The following is a 16,576-nucleotide window of genomic DNA, read 5'->3' on the forward strand; positions in this document are numbered from 1 at the left end:
TAGAATGATTAATGATTACATAAATTATTCATGAACTAACAATATAATTGTTATCTTTTGCTTTTTTATGAAAAGTTAAGAGATAATAATGGTGTATACGGCGATTATTCGAAAGGAGTCATAATTTATGGATCAGTTTATTTATCAGAATCCGACACGTTTAATTTTTGGCGAAGGTCAAGTGAAAGAACAGCTAGTCGCACAGCTTAAACCATTAGGAACTAAAGTTCTTCTCGTTTATGGAGGAGGAAGCATTAAAAGAAATGGCCTTTATGACGAAGTAACAACGTTACTGAATGAAAATGGATTTGAGACATACGAACTTTCGGGTGTGGAGCCAAACCCGAGGCTGTCAACTGTGCATAAAGGCGTGGAAATTTGCAAGAAGGAAAATATTGACGTTATCTTAGCTGCAGGCGGAGGAAGTGTCATCGACTGCACAAAAGCTGTGGCTGCAGGAGCACAGTATGACGGCGATATCTGGGATTTAGTTACTAAAAAAGAAAAGCCTGAAAGCGCCTTGCCTTTCGGGACAATTTTAACTTTGGCAGCCACCGGCTCTGAGATGAATTCCGGATCAGTAATTACAAATTGGGAAACTCATGAGAAATATGGCTGGGGAAGTCCGCTTGTATTCCCTAAATTTTCTATTCTGGATCCCCGCAACACGTTATCTGTTCCAAAAGACCATACAGTTTACGGGATCGTAGATATGATGACACATGTTTTAGAACAGTATTTTCACCCTCAGGAAAACACGCCTTTACAGGAACGGATGTGTGAAGCGGTATTACATACCGTCATAGAAGCAGGGCCTCGTCTCGTTGAAAACCTGGAAGATGTAAAGCTGCGGGAGACCGTTCTTTACTCAGGAACCATCGCTTTAAACGGCACATTGCAGATGGGTACTAAAGGGGACTGGGCTTCTCATAACATTGAGCATGCCGTTTCAGCGGTCTACGATATCCCTCATGCCGGCGGTCTCGCTATCATTTTCCCGCAGTGGATGAGGCATCATCTGGAGATGGGTGAGGAAAAGCTGGTTCAGCTGGCTGTGCGCGTTTGGGGAGTGGATCCCGAAGGAAAAACAAATCAGGAAGTCGCTGAAGAGGGAATCCGTAAACTTGAAGAATTCTGGACTTCCCTCGGTGCGCCAAGCCGACTGGCTGATTATAATATCGATGACAGCCAAATAGATGTGATGGCAGATAAAGCGATGATAAATGGGCCATTTGGAAACTTTAATAAATTAAATAAAAATGATGTGACAGAGATTCTGAAAGCGTCATTGTAAGCATAAAGGGGGTTCTCAAGAGTTAGACTTTTGAGAAACCCCCCTTTCTTTGCAGAGTTTGAAAAATAATCACAATTGGAACCGTTTACAAATGAAGGTTCACTTGATTATCAGCCTTCATTTTAATAAAGTGAAAAGGGGAAGAAGTTATTATAAACGGAGGAGATCAATTCATGGCAAATACAGTATCATTTAATTACTCAAAAGCTTCATCTTTTTTATCTCAGCATGAAGTGGATTACATGGCAGGAGCAGTCAAGAATGCTCATGAGGCCCTTCATCAGGGGACAGGCGCAGGAAACGATTTTCTGGGCTGGGTTGACTTGCCTGTTAACTACGATAAAGAAGAGTTCTCAAGGATCCAAAAAGCAGCTGAAAAAATTAAGTCAGACTCTGACGTATTAATTGTTATAGGCATCGGCGGTTCGTACTTAGGTGCCCGTGCTGCAATCGAAGCATTAACTCACACTTTCTACAATGAATTAGACCAGAAAGCACGTAAGACGCCGCAGATTTTTTATGTAGGAAATAATATCAGTTCCACTTACGCCCGCCACCTGCTGGAGGTTATTGAAGGAAAAGATATTTCCCTTAACGTTATTTCCAAGTCCGGAACAACCACTGAGCCGGCGATTGCATTCCGTATTTTACGTGAGTATATTGAAGAAAAGTACGGTATAGAAGAAGCGAGAAAGCGTATTTATGCTACAACAGATAAAGAGAAAGGTGCTCTAAAGCAGCTTGCGAATGAGGAAGGTTATGAGTCATTTGTGATTCCTGACGACGTGGGCGGCCGTTTCTCCATTTTCACAGCTGTAGGGCTATTGCCGATTGCTGCGGCGGGGCTCGATATTGAGGCGATGATGAAAGGTGCGGCGGATGCAAGAGAAGCGTACAGCACGCCTGATTTGGAAAATAATGAGGCTTATCAGTATGCTGCGGTAAGGAACGCTCTTTATAATAAAGGGAAATTGGTTGAACTGATGGTAAACTACGAGCCTTCTCTGCACTATGTAGGAGAATGGTGGAAGCAGTTGTACGGTGAAAGTGAAGGAAAAGACGGGAAAGGAATATTCCCTGCAGCAGCTGACTTTTCAACAGATTTGCATTCTCTCGGGCAATATGTCCAGGATGGCAGACGTGACTTGTTCGAAACAGTTCTTCATGTTGGAAAAGCAACTGAAGAAATGACTATTGACAAAGCAGAGAATGATTTGGATGGCTTAAACTATTTAGCTGGAAAGACAATGAGCTTTGTTAATGATAAAGCTTATGAAGGAACGATGCTCGCCCATATCGATGGAGGAGTGCCTAACCTCGTAGTGGAAATTCCTGAATTAAATGAATATCACTTTGGCCACCTCATCTATTTCTTTGAAAAAGCTTGTGCGATCAGCGGCTACCTGTTAGGTGTCAATCCGTTTGACCAGCCGGGAGTGGAAGCATACAAAAAGAACATGTTTGCCCTTTTAGGCAAACCGGGATTTGAAGCACAAAAAGCAGAACTGGAAAAACGCCTGAAAGAAAAGTAATACAAAAAGCATGTCCTCTTATGGGGACATGCTTTTTTGGAAACTGCTGGGGGGTCTGTCCCCCCAGTTTTTGGGATTTTCAATGATTTGCCCGGTCTAAGCTGAGCGGGTAATAACAACGTTTAAGATGGGGAAGCTATTCCTACCTAGAGAAACAAGGAGGAATAGCTAATGATTGAGATACCTTCCCGTCTTGAAAATAACACATTTAAATTAATTGATTTAGAGAAGAAACTTAAACCAGTCGGTTACGTTATCGGAGGAGGCTGGGAATATGACCATGGATATTTTGATTATAAAATGGCAGACAACGGCAGCTATTTGTTTGTGAGACTTCCATTTGAAGCAGTTGACGGGGAAGAGCTTGATGTAAAAGGGGTTCATGTGACGTTAGGAAGACCTTTTCTTCTCGCTCATAAATATCAGCGCGGCCTGGATGATAATGTACACGATCCGAACCCGCTGCTTAATCAATTTTCTGAACCGCAGGACCCGGACGCCGAATTCCCGCAGGAATGGGTTCAGACAGGAAGGGAATATGTCAGTGAACTTGAGCAGATTATTTTAAATAATATGGAGATCTCGCCAAGGAACTAAAAAGACGAGCTTACCTCTTCACATAAATAAGCTCGTCTCCTTTTTGCAAAAAAAACTTGTCGGCAGGATGGGGGTGAAGTGTAGCTTCTTTATCACGTCTCACCCCCAGCAAAAACTGATCATGGGACGTTTCCTGACGAACAGCTTCAGCAAAACTTTTTCCAATAAGAGCCTCGGGTAATCTATGGAGACACAAGTGATCCCTGTGGTTATGGTCAAGCATTTTAGTAACGACATCTGTTAAGCCATGATACAGCGTACTGTTCATTAATAACATACTGACATGGTGTGAGGCTTCTATCACTTCATCCGCACCGGCCCGCTTTGCATTCTTAACCTGGTCGTGCGTAATAATTTCTGCAATGGTATATAAATCAGGGGCTAGCCCTCTCATGGCAATGAGAGTTAAAATGGTATTCGCATCGGCAAGCCTTTCTTCAATGTGGAGGTTCGCTGTGATTACCACCGTTTCGGCCAGCTGTAAATTAGCCCGTTGTAACGTTTCATCTTCTCTTGGGCTGCCTTTTATAAATCTGATGTAATGATACTCTGACGGCAGCTTTTGCAGGGTTTCATCAACCATGACGATATCTTTAAACGGGTAAAGCTGGTGTGTTTCCCTTATAAGTCTCCTGCTTCGTTCATTCCATCCTACAATTAGCAGATGGCCGTGGTTTTTAAACTCTCCGTCCCCTTTTTCCCGTTTTTCTTTAATCATCATTGTCGAAGCTGCGAGGTTAGTAATAAAATACGAGAATATACCAATCCCCGTAAGAATAAGAAGGATGCCTAGAAGTCGCCCTGTCAGACTGACAGGAACGTAATCTCCATACCCTACTGTTGATATGGTGACTATCGCCCACCATACGCCATCAAAAATGGTGGCAAAAACGTCCGGTTCAATTCGGTGCATCACCATTCCTACCAATACAGCAAACAAAAAAAGGCCGGTTAAAATTTTTAATAAAACAAATCGTTTAGCATATAGTTCAGAAAATAAAGCTACGCGAATCATTAACCTCTTCCTTTCAGACTCTGTCTTTCCCATTATGGACAAAACTTAATGCAATTCATTCACAAGTTTGGTACGATAGGAAAAGTGAAGGAGGAAAGCTTATGTTTCAAGCTGTAATTTTCGCCATAACGATGTTCATCGGCTGGATTATTTTTGACGCCATTAAACATAAAAAAGTAATAAAAGAAAATATAATATCCGGCTTTTTTGCAGCGATTGTCGCAGGATTCTTCTGGTATATTCTTTTTATTATTTTTTGATGAAAAAATTTCAAAAAACTATTGATTATTACCGCAAATCTGTTTATAATTTTAAATTGTGAGTCACATTACAACATTCCCATTATTACTTACGGGGCATTAGCTCAGCTGGGAGAGCGCCACACTGGCAGTGTGGAGGTCAGCGGTTCGAGCCCGCTATGCTCCACCATACTTATTGTGAGTGACACTACGATGTGATACTTCAAAGCGAACGAACATCGGAAGTGCTCGCAGAGTGCACCATAATTAATGAACGATGCAACGCCGAGAAAACGGCGAAGCGAGTGAAAATCAGTGTGCCTTTGGGTACACCATTATCGACTCAGCTTCATTGAAAACGGACATCGGCGTGCCTGGAAGGTGCACCATACATATTGCTTATAACGACGCGGTTCTTCGTCCCAACGAGGAATTGTGTCGTTTTTTATTTATAATGGGTTGTTTGAGCAGGGAGGAGCCAGGAGGTTTCATATGATGAAGGTGCTTCTGCGGCACAACCTGTGCCGCCATAAATCATGTCCAAGCTGTAAATCTTTTTATAATACATTTAGATTTTTAATACCATACTGTATAAGTTCACTTTTATTTTTAAGAGCAAGTTTATTCATAATATTGGTCTTATGAGTTTCTACGGTTTTCGGGCTAATGATGAGCCTTTCTGCAATCTGTTTATTTGTATAGCCAAGGACAGACAGGCGTACAATTTCTTTTTCCCGCATGGAAAGGATGGAGAATCTTTTACCCCTGCTTTGAAAAAGCCTGTTCAACTGTTCATCAGAGAGACCGACTTTATAATATCTTTTACCGCTAATCACCTGTTTAATGGCATCATGCATATCGCTGCGATCGCTCTTTTTCAAAATAAATCCTTCAGCTTGAAGTTCCGCTGCTTTTTTTATGTAAGCTTCTTCGTCGTGCATGGAGAGAAAAATAATTTTTATATCAGGAAACTCTTTTTTCATACGCTCGGCAGTTGTTAAACCATCAAGTCCTTCAGGCATGGAAATATCAAGGAGCATGACATCCGGCTGTTCAATTGCAGCGAGCTGCATGGCTTCTTCTCCATCACTCGCTTCTCCGACCACCTTAAGGTCATCATAAGCTTCCAGCAGCATGACAATGCCACGGCGTATTAAGGAATGGTCATCTACCACTAACACTTTTGTCATTTCCAATCCTCCTCTAAAGGGACGTGGATAGAAACGGATGTGCCGTCACCGGCAGCAGTTTGTAAACGGAAAGTCCCTCCAATTTGATCTACCCGCTCTTCCATATGTTTCATTCCTAACCCTTTATGTTCGTTTTCATCCGGGTTAAAACCAATACCATTATCACGAATATTTAAAAATAAGCCCTCACTTGTCTTTTGAAGCTTAACATATACGCTTGATGCTTTCGCATATTTGTTAGTATTATGTAAAGCTTCCTGAATCACTCGATAAAGGTTAATTTCCACGTCTCCTGGAAGGCGGGAGGAGAGATTATGAGAAAAAGTAAATGTCGTCTCCGGATGATTTTTTTTCATCGTTTGAATTAATTCTTCTGCAGCTGCCACCAGCCCTAATCGGTCCAGACTTTTCGGGCGAAGCTGGGAAGAGTAGGCCTTTACATCAGCCATGACTTGATTTAATTCATTACGTACTTCATGCACGTACTGGTGCACCCGATCATCTTTTACAAATGACTCTATAGCCTGCAAGGCTACAGAAATTGAGTATAAAGACTGACCGACGCCGTCATGCAGTTCCTGTGCCAATCGTTGATGTTCAGTTTCTTTTGCCTCAATGAGTTTTTGAATCATCCATTTTGAGAGGCGTATTTCTTCTTCACGCTTTTTTTGCCGTTGATCGCGCAAGACAAGCAAATATTCCTTTGAGCCGGATTCAGGATCTTCGTAGATTAAAGCGGTACTCATTTCCACTTCTACTTTTATTCCGAGGTAGGTCGGCATTTGAGATTTAAAATACGGAACTTTTTCTTGTTCTATTAAATAGCAGCGGTTTTCACCAGGGGTAAGCTCACGCTCCTGACAGAATTTGCAGTAAGGTACCTGATCAGTTAAACGCCAGCCTGTTAAATCTCTTGCTGCCGGATTCATCATTAAAATATTGCGTTCATGATCCATGATCAGGACACCGTCCTGGATGTTTTCAAATATCTGCTTTAAATAACGGTCTTCCAACTGTAAAGATTTCATGAAAACCACCACCTCGTTTATTATTATCCTCACCTTTTATTGTACCGGATAATTGAGGGAAAGAGAAAAATATACCAGCCGCTGCTCTTACTACAGTGGCAACGGCTGGCTGATAGCCAAACATCTTATTTAACAGCTGCTTTTAACTGCTTATGATCAATCCAGGCATTGTACCCGCCTGTCATATTAATAACATCTTTTACACCCTTAGCCTGTAATATACTGCAGGCAATCGCAGATCGGAGGCCTGAACCACATTGAATGAGGACGCTCTTTCCTGCAGGTACTTCATGTATGCGTTCAGGCAGCGTCCCGAGCATAATATGCTGGGCTTCACTTATATGGCCCTCGTTATATTCAGATAAGTTACGTACGTCAAGAAGGTGAACGTTTCCTTTTATAATCTCAGTTCCCGCTGTTTCCGGCTGGATTTCAGGGTAGCTTTCTTTTTTATCGGCTTGTGACAGAGCGGCCTCTGCTTCCATAATTGCTTCCGTGGAATCTATACCGACCGATTGTAAGGCTGTAAGAATTTCATTCACTGATTGATCTCTGCCGGTCAGAAGAGCAAGGGGACGGTCATAATCAACGAGCCATCCAGCCCAATTAGGGAATGAGCCGCCAAATGGTATATTTATCGAGCCAGGAATATGCTCATCCGCAAAAAGTTGATGGTCCCGTGTGTCGATGACTTGGAGACCTTTTTCAATCTCTGCTTCAATTTGAGAAATATCTTCCAGTTTCTCAGGGGCGGGAAGATTACTTAAAAGTTCCGGCCCCGCTTTGTTGACATGTTTCATAACAGCAAAGTAGGAAGGAGGCTCAGGTTGGCCGTCAATTAAATCGCGAGCAAACTTTTCTTTATCTTTATATTTTAAAGCCCAATTAAAGCGTTTCTCATACCCTGTCGTAGAGGAGGGGACAGCGCCTAATGATTTTCCGCATGCGCTTCCTGCTCCATGAGCAGGCCACACTTGCAGGAAATCAGGTAATAATTTAAAACGTTCTAATGAGTGAAACATATCATAGGCGCCGGCTAAAGAAGTCCCTTTAATACCAGCTGCTTTCTCAAGCAGGTCAGGACGGCCGATGTCTCCTGCGAAAACAAAGTCTCCCGTAAAAATTCCGATAGGTTCATTGGCTTGAGCTCCGCCATCAGTCAGTAAAAAAGAAATGCTTTCAGGCGTATGGCCTGGTGTATGCATCACTTCAAACGTTAAATTTCCAATTTGGAAACGATCACCGTCTTTTAAAAGCTGATGGGGGAGTCCATTCACGTATTCATATTTCCAATTTTCATCCCCTTCATCCGATACATAAAGCTTGGCATTAAGCCTTTCAGCCATTTCACGGGCCCCTGAAACATAATCCGCGTGTATATGTGTCTCTAAAGCGCCGACGATCTCCAAACCTTCTGTCTCCGCGGCTTCCAGGTAAGGGGTTATATCTCTTGCAGGATCAACAATAACCGCTTCTCCTTTTGCCTGACAACCGACCATGTACGATGCCTGTGCTAACTTTTTATCGTAAAAATATTTCAGTAACATGATAAAACTCTCCTTAATATAATTTGTTCAGTCAGTGTTAATTATTGAAGGCGCGGCCTTTAACAGCAGCCGCTTAAGGAAATTTCTGCTTATTTATTATTCATAACCTGAAGAGTCGCTTTTGCGTATCGCAAGCTCTTTTGAACACTCGGGTCTTTCATCCATTTCATCACAGTAAAGATCGAAATATGCTCATCCTTGTTCTGCTCTGCTAAAGCTTGAATGTGATCGGCTTTTTCCCAAAGCTCTTTGCTTTTTTGGGTAAGAGTGTTCTGGCTGATTGAAGAGGACATATAGGCGAGCGATTCCCGGTCATTCCAGACACTTTCCGCAAATGTTGCCATCTCTTCAATTCGTTCAACCAGCTTAAGTAATACTGGTATTTTTCCTATTAATTTTACAAATGCTTCTATACTTTCCTGGTCTATCGAAGACAGACTGATCTGGTCCTCCAGATAATCCATTGATTTACGGTCTTGAAATGTCTGCTGGCCAAACTGAACAATTTGATCGAGCGATTCTACAGCAGCCTGTATTTCAGGCAGCTTACGCAGCAAATACGTCATAGACTCCTGAACTTCGGGATGTTTCATCGTTTCAGCCCAGCGTGGTTCGTGTCCTTCTGCCTGCCTTGTCATTGCATTCACTCCTTTTTATGGTTAGGGATCCAGGTCCGGTTACATAACACCTTTCAGCATTCCGTTCCAGTAAATGATAGGGAGAAAGTCTTTTTTCAAGTGGTACATACTTTGGCGCTCTTTCGCCTGATTAAACGGCATCGATTCTTTAGGCATTTTGAAATAATCAAATTCAGCTAAAATCAAGGATCGGTAGCCGGTAACGATTGGGCAAGAAGTGTATCCGTCATAAAACGCTTCCATAGGTGAGCCTTTTAAAAGCGATAATATGTTATTTGCTACCACAGGTGCTTGTTTCCGAATCGCTGCTCCTGTTTTTGAGGTTGGCAGGTTGCTGGCATCACCAAGGCCAAAGACATTCGCATATTTCGCATGCTGAAGTGTATGTTTGTGTACGTCGATCCAACCGCCATCACCAGCTAACGAGCTGTCTGCCAGAAAAGAAGGCGCGCGCATGGGAGGGGTGACGTGTATCATGTCAAATGATGTTGTAAACGTTTCTCCTGTATCAAGGTTTTCAAAAACAGCTTCTTTCTCTTTCCCACGCACTTCAGTCAGGTTTGTTCTGAAGTTGGTTTTTATTTGTTTCCGGTCAATAACGCCTTCTAAAGCCCGTTTATACTCTTCTACGTCAAAGATCCCCGGGTTAGCAGAGTTAAACGTTACTTCCGTTTGATTTCGAACCCCATGAAGGCTGAATGCTTCCTCTGCTAAATACATTATTTTTTGAGGAGCGCCCCCGCATTTAACAGGAGAATCCGGATGAGTAAAAACAGCTTTTCCTCCTTTGAAATTCCGGATCGTTTCCCATGTGTAATCCACGTGTTCGTAGGAATAGTTGCTGCATACACCATTTTTTCCAAGCGTCTCTTTCAGCCCTTTAATGCCGTCCCAGTTAATTTCAATACCAGGAGCCACAACAAGAAAGTCATAACTGATTATTTGCCCTTCCTCTGTTCTTACTTGATTGTTATCCGGGTCAAATGCAATGACAGATTGTTGGATGTGGTGAGTGCCAAATGGGATGACTGATTCCATCTCTCGCTTTGAGAATTCTTTCTTTGCAGCACCTCCACCAACGAGTGTCCAAAGCGGCTGATAAAAATGATGCTCAGCCGGATCGATTAAGGCGATATCATGCTTAAAAGCACTTGAATGACGCAATAAACGTGACGCGACACTGATACCTGCGCTTCCTGCTCCAATAATTAAAATTCTGAAATGAGATTTCATTGCCCGTTCCTCCTCATGTTTATAATTTATAATGTTTTTACTGTTAACAAAGTGTTAATAATGTTTATAAGGTTATAATAATGTCAATTTTGTGAACGTACCATCCGGAAATTCCCTTAGTTTTGTTAACGCTTTCAAACTTTGTTAAAAAATTTTTCATAATAAAACCACTTTTCCTGTCTTGCAAGACTGGAGAAGTGGTTTGTTCTACGCCTGTTAACTTGTAACTCAGACTTTTCTTTGTTTCTTTTCTTCAATTGAGGTTAAAGCGTGTTCGATCGATGTATACTGATAAGGCTGCCCCCATTTTTTCTCCCAACCAGCCTTCTTAAATTTATCTTGAACAGCGTCTTTTATGTTTGTAAAAACAACAGATATTTGGTCAGAGTGGTATTCTTCAATAATGTCTTCCAAGCTGTGAATAGCAGTGGCATCAATATAATTAACACCTCTGAAATCAAGGATGATCCGCTTCACCCCATTTAAGTTACCCTTCATTTTATTTAGCTTCTCATCCAAATATGGAGCGTTAGCAAAATATAAAGAGGAATCAATTCTTACAATGACTGAACCGGAGCTGACTTTCGCTTCAGTCCTTACCCGAATATCTTCATATTCTTTACTTATTTCAGAAAAACCTAATTCGGTAATGTAAGGGAAAGCACTTTTAATAATTAAAATTAATAAAGAAAAGACGATGCCGATAAGGATTCCTTCTTCAATTCCCAGTATCAAAGTTCCCGTAAAGGTGGTCAGCCAGACCCATCCGTCTATCCGGCTCACTTTATATAAGTGTTTCAATTCTTTAAAATCAATCAAACTGTAGACCGCAACTAATATAATTGCAGCTAGCACAGGATTAGGCAAAAAATAGAAGAGGTCTGTAAAAAACAACAAAGAAATTAATACTATCCCGGCGCTTATGATACTGGCCAGTGGCGTGTTGGCACCGGACTGATAGTTAACAGCAGATCTGGAAAACCCTCCTGTAACAGGGTAGGCTGAAAAAAATGACCCGCCTATGTTAGCTGTGCCTAAAGCAATTAATTCTTTATTAGGAATAATTTTGTATTTTTCTTTTGAAGCAATCATTTTGGCCATGGCAATGGATTCCATAAATCCAATTAGGGAAATAGTCACGGCTATTGGCACCAGAGTCAGTATTAAATCAAGACTTATATTAGGAATAGAAAATAAAGGCAGTCCATCAGGCACATTACCTACAATATTAACTCCATCTTCGTTTAACCCGAAAACTTTAACAATTGCAATCATAAAAAAGACTACAATCAGAGGAGCTGGTATTTTCGCTGAAAGTTTCTTTATGAGGAGGAGAACCAGAATACTTACAGTTCCTATTAAGAAGCTGGCAGGGTGAATGTCTCCTGTTCGCTGTATTGCTTCAATTATTCTCAGGATAGCATTATTTCCCTTGGTAAAATCAAAGCCGAATAAATGGCCTAATTGACTGACTCCAATAATAATAGCAGCTGCAGAAGTAAAACCACTAATGACTGCATGGGAAATAAAATTCACTATAAACCCCAATTTAAATAATCCCATTACTAATTGAATAATACCAACCATCAGCATGAGCAGGATAACTAAGCTCACGTATTCCTCTGTTCCCGGGTCAGCAACTGTTGAGACCCCTGTAAGGACAAGGAGGGAAACCATAGCTACGGGGCCTACCGATAATTGACGGGAGGTGCCTAACAGCGCGTAAAGAATCAAAGGAATTGTTGACGCATATAAGCCGACAACAGGAGGGAGCCCGGCAAGCATAGCATAGGCCATGCCTTGAGGAATCAACATAATAGCAACTATCAGGCCGGCTTGGAAATCTCCTGAAAGATCGCCCCTCTTATAATTTGACAACCAATCAACTGCAGGTACAAAGCGTTTAATCATGTTTTTATGTCCCCTTTAACAATGAATTCGATACTATTTCCCTTGGATTACACCCGGTTGAATAGTCAAACGAGTTTTAACTAATGTGCAATTTTTTAAGTATTTTAGTTTAAAAAGTGAGCGCAAGAATTCATTATTTAAGGGAATGAACAGAAAATCATTACTTTTTATCATAAAAGAAGGACCCAAGAGAAAGACATCAGGAGATCCCCTTATTTTCCCAATGCCTTGATTGGAGGAAAAACTAATAGCTCTCCCCCCGGCCGGCGCACTGAAAATAGTGTGTTTTTTTATGGCTGCCGCTCATTATTCGTATTGAATAAAAAGAGCGCCAGGGAAAAGACTACATGTTAAATACATTTCCAGCGTTTCCAATGCAGCACTAATCAGCAGTTCAATTGAGATGGCTGTATTAAGGGCAACTGTTTACTAAAATCAGAGGTTGATTGTAGCGGAAGGGGCGATGCTCCGGCGGGAAAAGCGAGCTTTCTGAAGCGAAAATCAAAGTATAACAGAGCCATTAAGAAAAAGAACATAAGGAGGTATAAACAGTGGACAACAACGACCAGCCAAGCATGGATAACCAGAAGAATCAGCAATTGGAGCAATACCGGGTGGATCACAGGAATACAAAGTTAACCACGAATCAGGGAGTCAGGGTGACCAATACAGATGATTCCCTAAAAGCGGGCGACAGGGGTCCTACCTTAATGGAAGATTTTCATTTTCGGGAAAAAATGACCCATTTTGACCATGAGCGGATCCCTGAACGTGTCGTTCACGCCAGAGGATTTGGGGCTCATGGAGAATTTCAGGTATATGAGCCCATGAAGGAATTTACAAAAGCTAAGTTTTTACAGGATCCTTCTAAAAAGACACCTGTATTCGTGCGCTTTTCTACGGTAGTAGGCTCCCGGGGTTCTGCAGATACTGTCCGTGATGTACGAGGATTTGCTACTAAGTTTTACACAGAAGATGGCAATTACGATTTAGTCGCAAACAATATTCCGGTTTTCTTTATCCAGGATGCTATAAAATTTCCTGACGTGGTACATTCTATTAAGCCGGAACCCCATAATGAAATCCCTCAGGCATCGGCTGCCCACGATACGTTCTGGGATTTTGTCGTCAGTAATACAGAAACCGCCCATATGATCATGTGGCTTCTTTCAGACAGAGGAATTCCAAGAAGCTACCGGATGATGGAAGGTTTCGGAGTCAACACGTTCAGGTTTGTCAATGAAGAAGGAAAAGCACGATTCGTCAAGTTCCACTGGAAACCAAAGTTAGGAGTCCATTCCCTTGTATGGGATGAAGCCCAGAAACTTGCTGGAAAAGACCCGGATTACCATCGTCGGGATTTATGGGAATCGATTAATATGGGTAATTTCCCTGAGTATGAACTTGGCGTGCAAATGATCGATGAAGAAGATGAATTTAAATTTGATTTTGATATTCTGGATCCAACTAAATTCTGGCCAGAAGAGGTCAGTCCCGTAAGGCTGATTGGTAAAATGACTTTGAACAGAAATCAGGATAATTTCTTTGCTGAGACTGAACAAGTGGCATTTCATGCGGGACACGTGGTTCCGGGCATTGATTTCAGTAATGATCCTTTGCTGCAAGGCCGTCTCTTCTCTTATACTGATACTCAGCTTCTCAGATTGAGCGGGCCTAACTTTCATGAAATTCCAATTAACCGTCCTATTGCACAGGTGAATAATAATCAGCGGGACGGCTTCCACCGGAGAAGTATTGACCGGGGGGAAGTGAGTTATTCACCTAACTCTTTAAGAAATAACTCACCAATACCGGCTTCGGATGAAGACAACGGATTTACCCACTATGCTGAAAAGGTGGAGGGGCAAAAAGTCCGTAAACGAAGCGGCAGTTTCGCAGATCATTTCCGCCAGGCGACACTTTTCTGGAATAGCATGTCCGAGGCCGAAAAGCAGCATATTATTAAAGCGTTCCATTTTGAAGTAGGGAGCGTTCGGGACAAGCAGATTAAACAGCGCGTTGTTGATATGTTTAACAATGTGGATGGTTATCTTGCAAGACAAATTGCTGAAGGAATCGGAGTTAACCCGCCTGCAAGCCCGGGAGGCACAGGAGTGACAGCGTCTTCACCAGCAGTGAGCCAGGAAAAAACAGTCAAAACTGCCCAAACACGTAAAGTGGCTATTCTGATTGAAGAAGGCTTTAACTATAACCATGTGACAGAGGTGATGACTGCATTAGCCGGTGCTGGAGTGGCAGCAGAATTAATCAGTGAGAAACAGGGAATGATGACGGGTGAACATGGCCAGCAGCTTGAAGTTACTAAAAGTTATGCCACTACCGCAGCCATTATGTACGATGCTCTCTTTATCCCTGGAGGCAGAATGTCAACGGATAAATTAAAAGGGCTTAAAGATCCAAAAGAATTTGTCAGTGACACATTTTTCCACGCTAAAACGATAGGAGCGGTGAATGAAGGCGTTGAATTATTAACAGCTTCAAACATTCAACAGCCGATGTTGGCAGATGCTCCTCAAGATGGAACAGTTCACTCAGACCTTGGTGTTGTAAAAGTGGTAAATGCGCCTGATTTAAATGCTTTTAACCAGGAATTCACGAACGCTATTGCGCAGCACCGTCACTGGATGAGGGAAAAACAGGACACTAAAATCAGCGGCTGATACACCTTTGCTGCTTGTAAGGCACGTAATGTTATGAACTGCATCCAGTTTGAAGGACTGGACTTGCAGTTCATTTCTTTAACTGAACCGTTTAATTAAGGTTAAGAAGTTCTTTTGATTGCCCCCATTAAGTGGTATCCTAGGAGGAAATGCAATAAATGGGAGGAGGGACTAAGATGAAGCAATTATTATTTGGAACAATTTTAACTATGTCTGTTGTTTTTCTTCTGGCAGCATGCGGAACAAATGAAGAGTCAGGAGATTATAACCCTGGAGATTATGATATGACTCTGGTAAATACAGACTTTGAAGAAACAGAGGTGCTCCAGGAAGGTGAGAAAGCCCTTTACCTTTACTTTACAGGTGTCGACTGAGGACTTTGTATATCTCAGCTAGTTGAGCTGAACCCGTATATAGAAGAGATCGAAGCTATGGGCTACACGGTTTACGGCGTTAGTCCAAGTGACCCGCAGGGCCACAGGATGGTCATGGAAGGCGAAGGACTTGACTTCGAGCTTTTAACAGACGAGCAATTTGAATTTGGAACAGAGTTTGGTTTTATAGATATGGAGAGCCAGGCGATTTACCGCGGCTACACGGCAGTGAACCCGGAAACAAACAGTGCCGTTACAGAAACCGATTATCTTGTTGGAGAAAACAGGGATGAAATAATGGAAACACTTGAAGATCTGTAGATAAGAAAGCCGTCCTGCCGTATTTTTACGGATTAAGGACGGCTTTTATTATCGGAAAACGACATAATCGGGAGGAATGGAAAAACGGGACTTTCTTTTATACAGCCCAGTTTTCATAAAGAGGTAAGGAGCTGCAAGCGTAATCCATATACCAATCACTCCGTAACGGATGAAATCAAATAAAACAGTTTCGGGAAAGTAAGCTTTTAACCCTGACTGTAAGGCGAAGGTCACTGTTATCCCCAGTATAAAGGCGGCAGACCTGCGCCATACCCTGTTATCAATCTGCATATTGACAGCTCTTTCCTGAACGAAATAGCCGATTCCTGCACCTAATAAGATACCTGCATATTTCATTCCTTCTTCTTCAGGGAAGATAATTACGAGAAAGAGCGGAAGGACCAGCCCTAAAAGCCATTTAAAGTAATCGGGTAAGTAAATGATTCTTTTTTGGACAAAAATTCCTGCCGATATAACAAGGCCCCCTAGAATAAGACCTGCGACAATATCGGAAGGCCAGTGAAGGCCACTGTACAGTCTTGAAAGTGAAATGGATAAGATCAGAAAGAGTGCGGCGGCTGTAAACCATTTGCGGCGTACCACTGCAGCTAAATAACCCCATAGTGTGGCGGATCCCTGGGCATGTCCGCTCGGAAAAGAATCATAAGGATAATGGCTTCCTACTTCAGCAGACGATATAAAAATAGAATTGACTCCCTCTGTGCCAATGGGCCTCTCAACAGCTACAGTTATCTTCAAAAATGAATTAATATAGACCGATAAAAGGAAAATATAAAACAGCCGAAAACCGGTTTTTGCGGAAAAACACCAGTAGATTAACGGTATAATAAGAAAATAAAATTCTTCATTTCCTAAAAAAGTAAACAGTGAAGCAACTAAATCTAATACAGGGTTTTGAAGTTTGGTAAATTCAATAAGTATATGCGTTTCGGTCATCTATCGGACTCCTCCCATT

16 protein-coding genes and 1 tRNA gene are annotated in these 16,576 nt (G+C 42.0%); 8 read left to right on the forward strand and 9 right to left on the reverse strand.

The window, feature by feature from the left end; all coding sequences use genetic code 11:
• Nucleotides 1-127: 127 nt before the first annotated feature.
• From BMW59_RS17070 to BMW59_RS17080, 3 genes are all read left to right on the forward strand, one after another.
• Nucleotides 128-1,294, forward strand: a complete 1,167-nt coding sequence (locus BMW59_RS17070) for an iron-containing alcohol dehydrogenase (RefSeq protein WP_093054741.1) — start codon at nt 128-130, stop codon at nt 1,292-1,294.
• 173 nt (nt 1,295-1,467) lie between these two features.
• The gene (locus BMW59_RS17075) at nt 1,468-2,826 is read left to right on the forward strand and encodes a glucose-6-phosphate isomerase (RefSeq protein ID WP_093054743.1); all 1,359 of its coding nucleotides are present in this window, start codon (nt 1,468-1,470) and stop codon (nt 2,824-2,826) included.
• A gap of 171 nt (nt 2,827-2,997) precedes the next feature.
• Nucleotides 2,998-3,423 (forward strand): YugN-like family protein, encoded by a 426-nt coding sequence (locus tag BMW59_RS17080; protein ID WP_093054745.1) that lies wholly within the window; start codon nt 2,998-3,000, stop codon nt 3,421-3,423.
• A 10-nt stretch (nt 3,424-3,433) separates the two neighbouring features.
• On the opposite strand, the gene BMW59_RS17085 is transcribed toward BMW59_RS17080, so the two are convergent.
• Nucleotides 3,434-4,438 carry an ion channel gene (locus BMW59_RS17085; RefSeq protein ID WP_177174410.1) on the reverse strand — a complete coding sequence of 335 codons (1,005 nt, stop codon included), beginning with the start codon at nt 4,436-4,438 and terminating at the stop codon, nt 3,434-3,436.
• Between the two features lie 101 nt (nt 4,439-4,539).
• On the opposite strand from BMW59_RS17085, the gene BMW59_RS21885 reads away from it, so the two are divergent.
• Together BMW59_RS21885 and BMW59_RS17090 are read left to right on the forward strand one after the other, a co-directional pair.
• Complete coding sequence (locus tag BMW59_RS21885) at nt 4,540-4,698, forward strand: hypothetical protein (RefSeq protein WP_177174411.1); 159 nt, start codon at nt 4,540-4,542, stop codon at nt 4,696-4,698.
• A 93-nt stretch (nt 4,699-4,791) separates the two neighbouring features.
• Nucleotides 4,792-4,867, forward strand: a tRNA-Ala gene (locus BMW59_RS17090).
• Nucleotides 4,868-5,234: 367 nt separating this feature from the next.
• Here BMW59_RS17090 and BMW59_RS17095 read toward each other — a convergent pair.
• The 7 genes from BMW59_RS17095 to BMW59_RS17120 all read right to left on the reverse strand — a co-directional run bounded on the left by BMW59_RS17095 (nt 5,235) and on the right by BMW59_RS17120 (nt 12,224).
• On the reverse strand, nt 5,235-5,867 hold the full coding sequence (locus BMW59_RS17095) for a response regulator (RefSeq protein ID WP_093054749.1): 633 nt from the start codon (nt 5,865-5,867) through the stop codon (nt 5,235-5,237).
• Complete coding sequence (locus BMW59_RS17100) at nt 5,864-6,895, reverse strand: ATP-binding protein (RefSeq protein WP_143051256.1); 1,032 nt, start codon at nt 6,893-6,895, stop codon at nt 5,864-5,866. The genes BMW59_RS17095 and BMW59_RS17100 overlap by 4 nt, the downstream gene beginning before the upstream one ends.
• Nucleotides 6,849-7,019 carry a hypothetical protein gene (locus BMW59_RS21890; RefSeq protein ID WP_177174412.1) on the reverse strand — a complete coding sequence of 57 codons (171 nt, stop codon included), beginning with the start codon at nt 7,017-7,019 and terminating at the stop codon, nt 6,849-6,851. Before BMW59_RS21890 ends, BMW59_RS17100 begins: the two co-directional genes overlap by 47 nt.
• 1 nt (nt 7,020) lies before the next feature.
• Nucleotides 7,021-8,442, reverse strand: a complete 1,422-nt coding sequence (locus BMW59_RS17105; protein ID WP_093054751.1) for an MBL fold metallo-hydrolase — start codon at nt 8,440-8,442, stop codon at nt 7,021-7,023.
• A gap of 89 nt (nt 8,443-8,531) precedes the next feature.
• Nucleotides 8,532-9,080: a hypothetical protein gene (locus tag BMW59_RS17110; protein ID WP_093054753.1), complete on the reverse strand. Its 549-nt coding sequence runs from the start codon at nt 9,078-9,080 to the stop codon at nt 8,532-8,534.
• Between the two features lie 39 nt (nt 9,081-9,119).
• The gene (locus BMW59_RS17115) at nt 9,120-10,313 is read right to left on the reverse strand and encodes an FAD/NAD(P)-binding oxidoreductase (RefSeq protein WP_093054755.1); all 1,194 of its coding nucleotides are present in this window, start codon (nt 10,311-10,313) and stop codon (nt 9,120-9,122) included.
• A gap of 228 nt (nt 10,314-10,541) precedes the next feature.
• Entirely contained in the window at nt 10,542-12,224 is a 1,683-nt protein-coding gene (locus BMW59_RS17120) for a SulP family inorganic anion transporter (RefSeq protein WP_093054757.1), read from the reverse strand.
• A gap of 575 nt (nt 12,225-12,799) precedes the next feature.
• On the opposite strand from BMW59_RS17120, the gene BMW59_RS17125 reads away from it, so the two are divergent.
• The 3 genes from BMW59_RS17125 (at nt 12,800) to BMW59_RS17135 (ending at nt 15,600) form a co-directional block, all read left to right on the forward strand.
• A complete protein-coding gene (locus tag BMW59_RS17125; protein WP_093054865.1) occupies nt 12,800-14,905 on the forward strand; it encodes a catalase in 2,106 nt (701 codons plus the stop codon).
• A gap of 176 nt (nt 14,906-15,081) precedes the next feature.
• On the forward strand, nt 15,082-15,279 hold the full coding sequence (locus tag BMW59_RS17130) for an ABC transporter substrate-binding protein (protein WP_143051257.1): 198 nt from the start codon (nt 15,082-15,084) through the stop codon (nt 15,277-15,279).
• Between the two features lie 9 nt (nt 15,280-15,288).
• Nucleotides 15,289-15,600 (forward strand): redoxin domain-containing protein, encoded by a 312-nt coding sequence (locus BMW59_RS17135; RefSeq protein WP_093054761.1) that lies wholly within the window; start codon nt 15,289-15,291, stop codon nt 15,598-15,600.
• Between the two features lie 48 nt (nt 15,601-15,648).
• On the opposite strand, the gene BMW59_RS17140 is transcribed toward BMW59_RS17135, so the two are convergent.
• Entirely contained in the window at nt 15,649-16,557 is a 909-nt protein-coding gene (locus BMW59_RS17140; protein ID WP_093054763.1) for a phosphatase PAP2 family protein, read from the reverse strand.
• Nucleotides 16,558-16,576: the final 19 nt, after the last annotated feature.

It is taken from the genome of Salipaludibacillus aurantiacus (assembly GCF_900111295.1).
GTDB lineage: Bacteria > Bacillota > Bacilli > Bacillales > Salisediminibacteriaceae > Salipaludibacillus > Salipaludibacillus aurantiacus.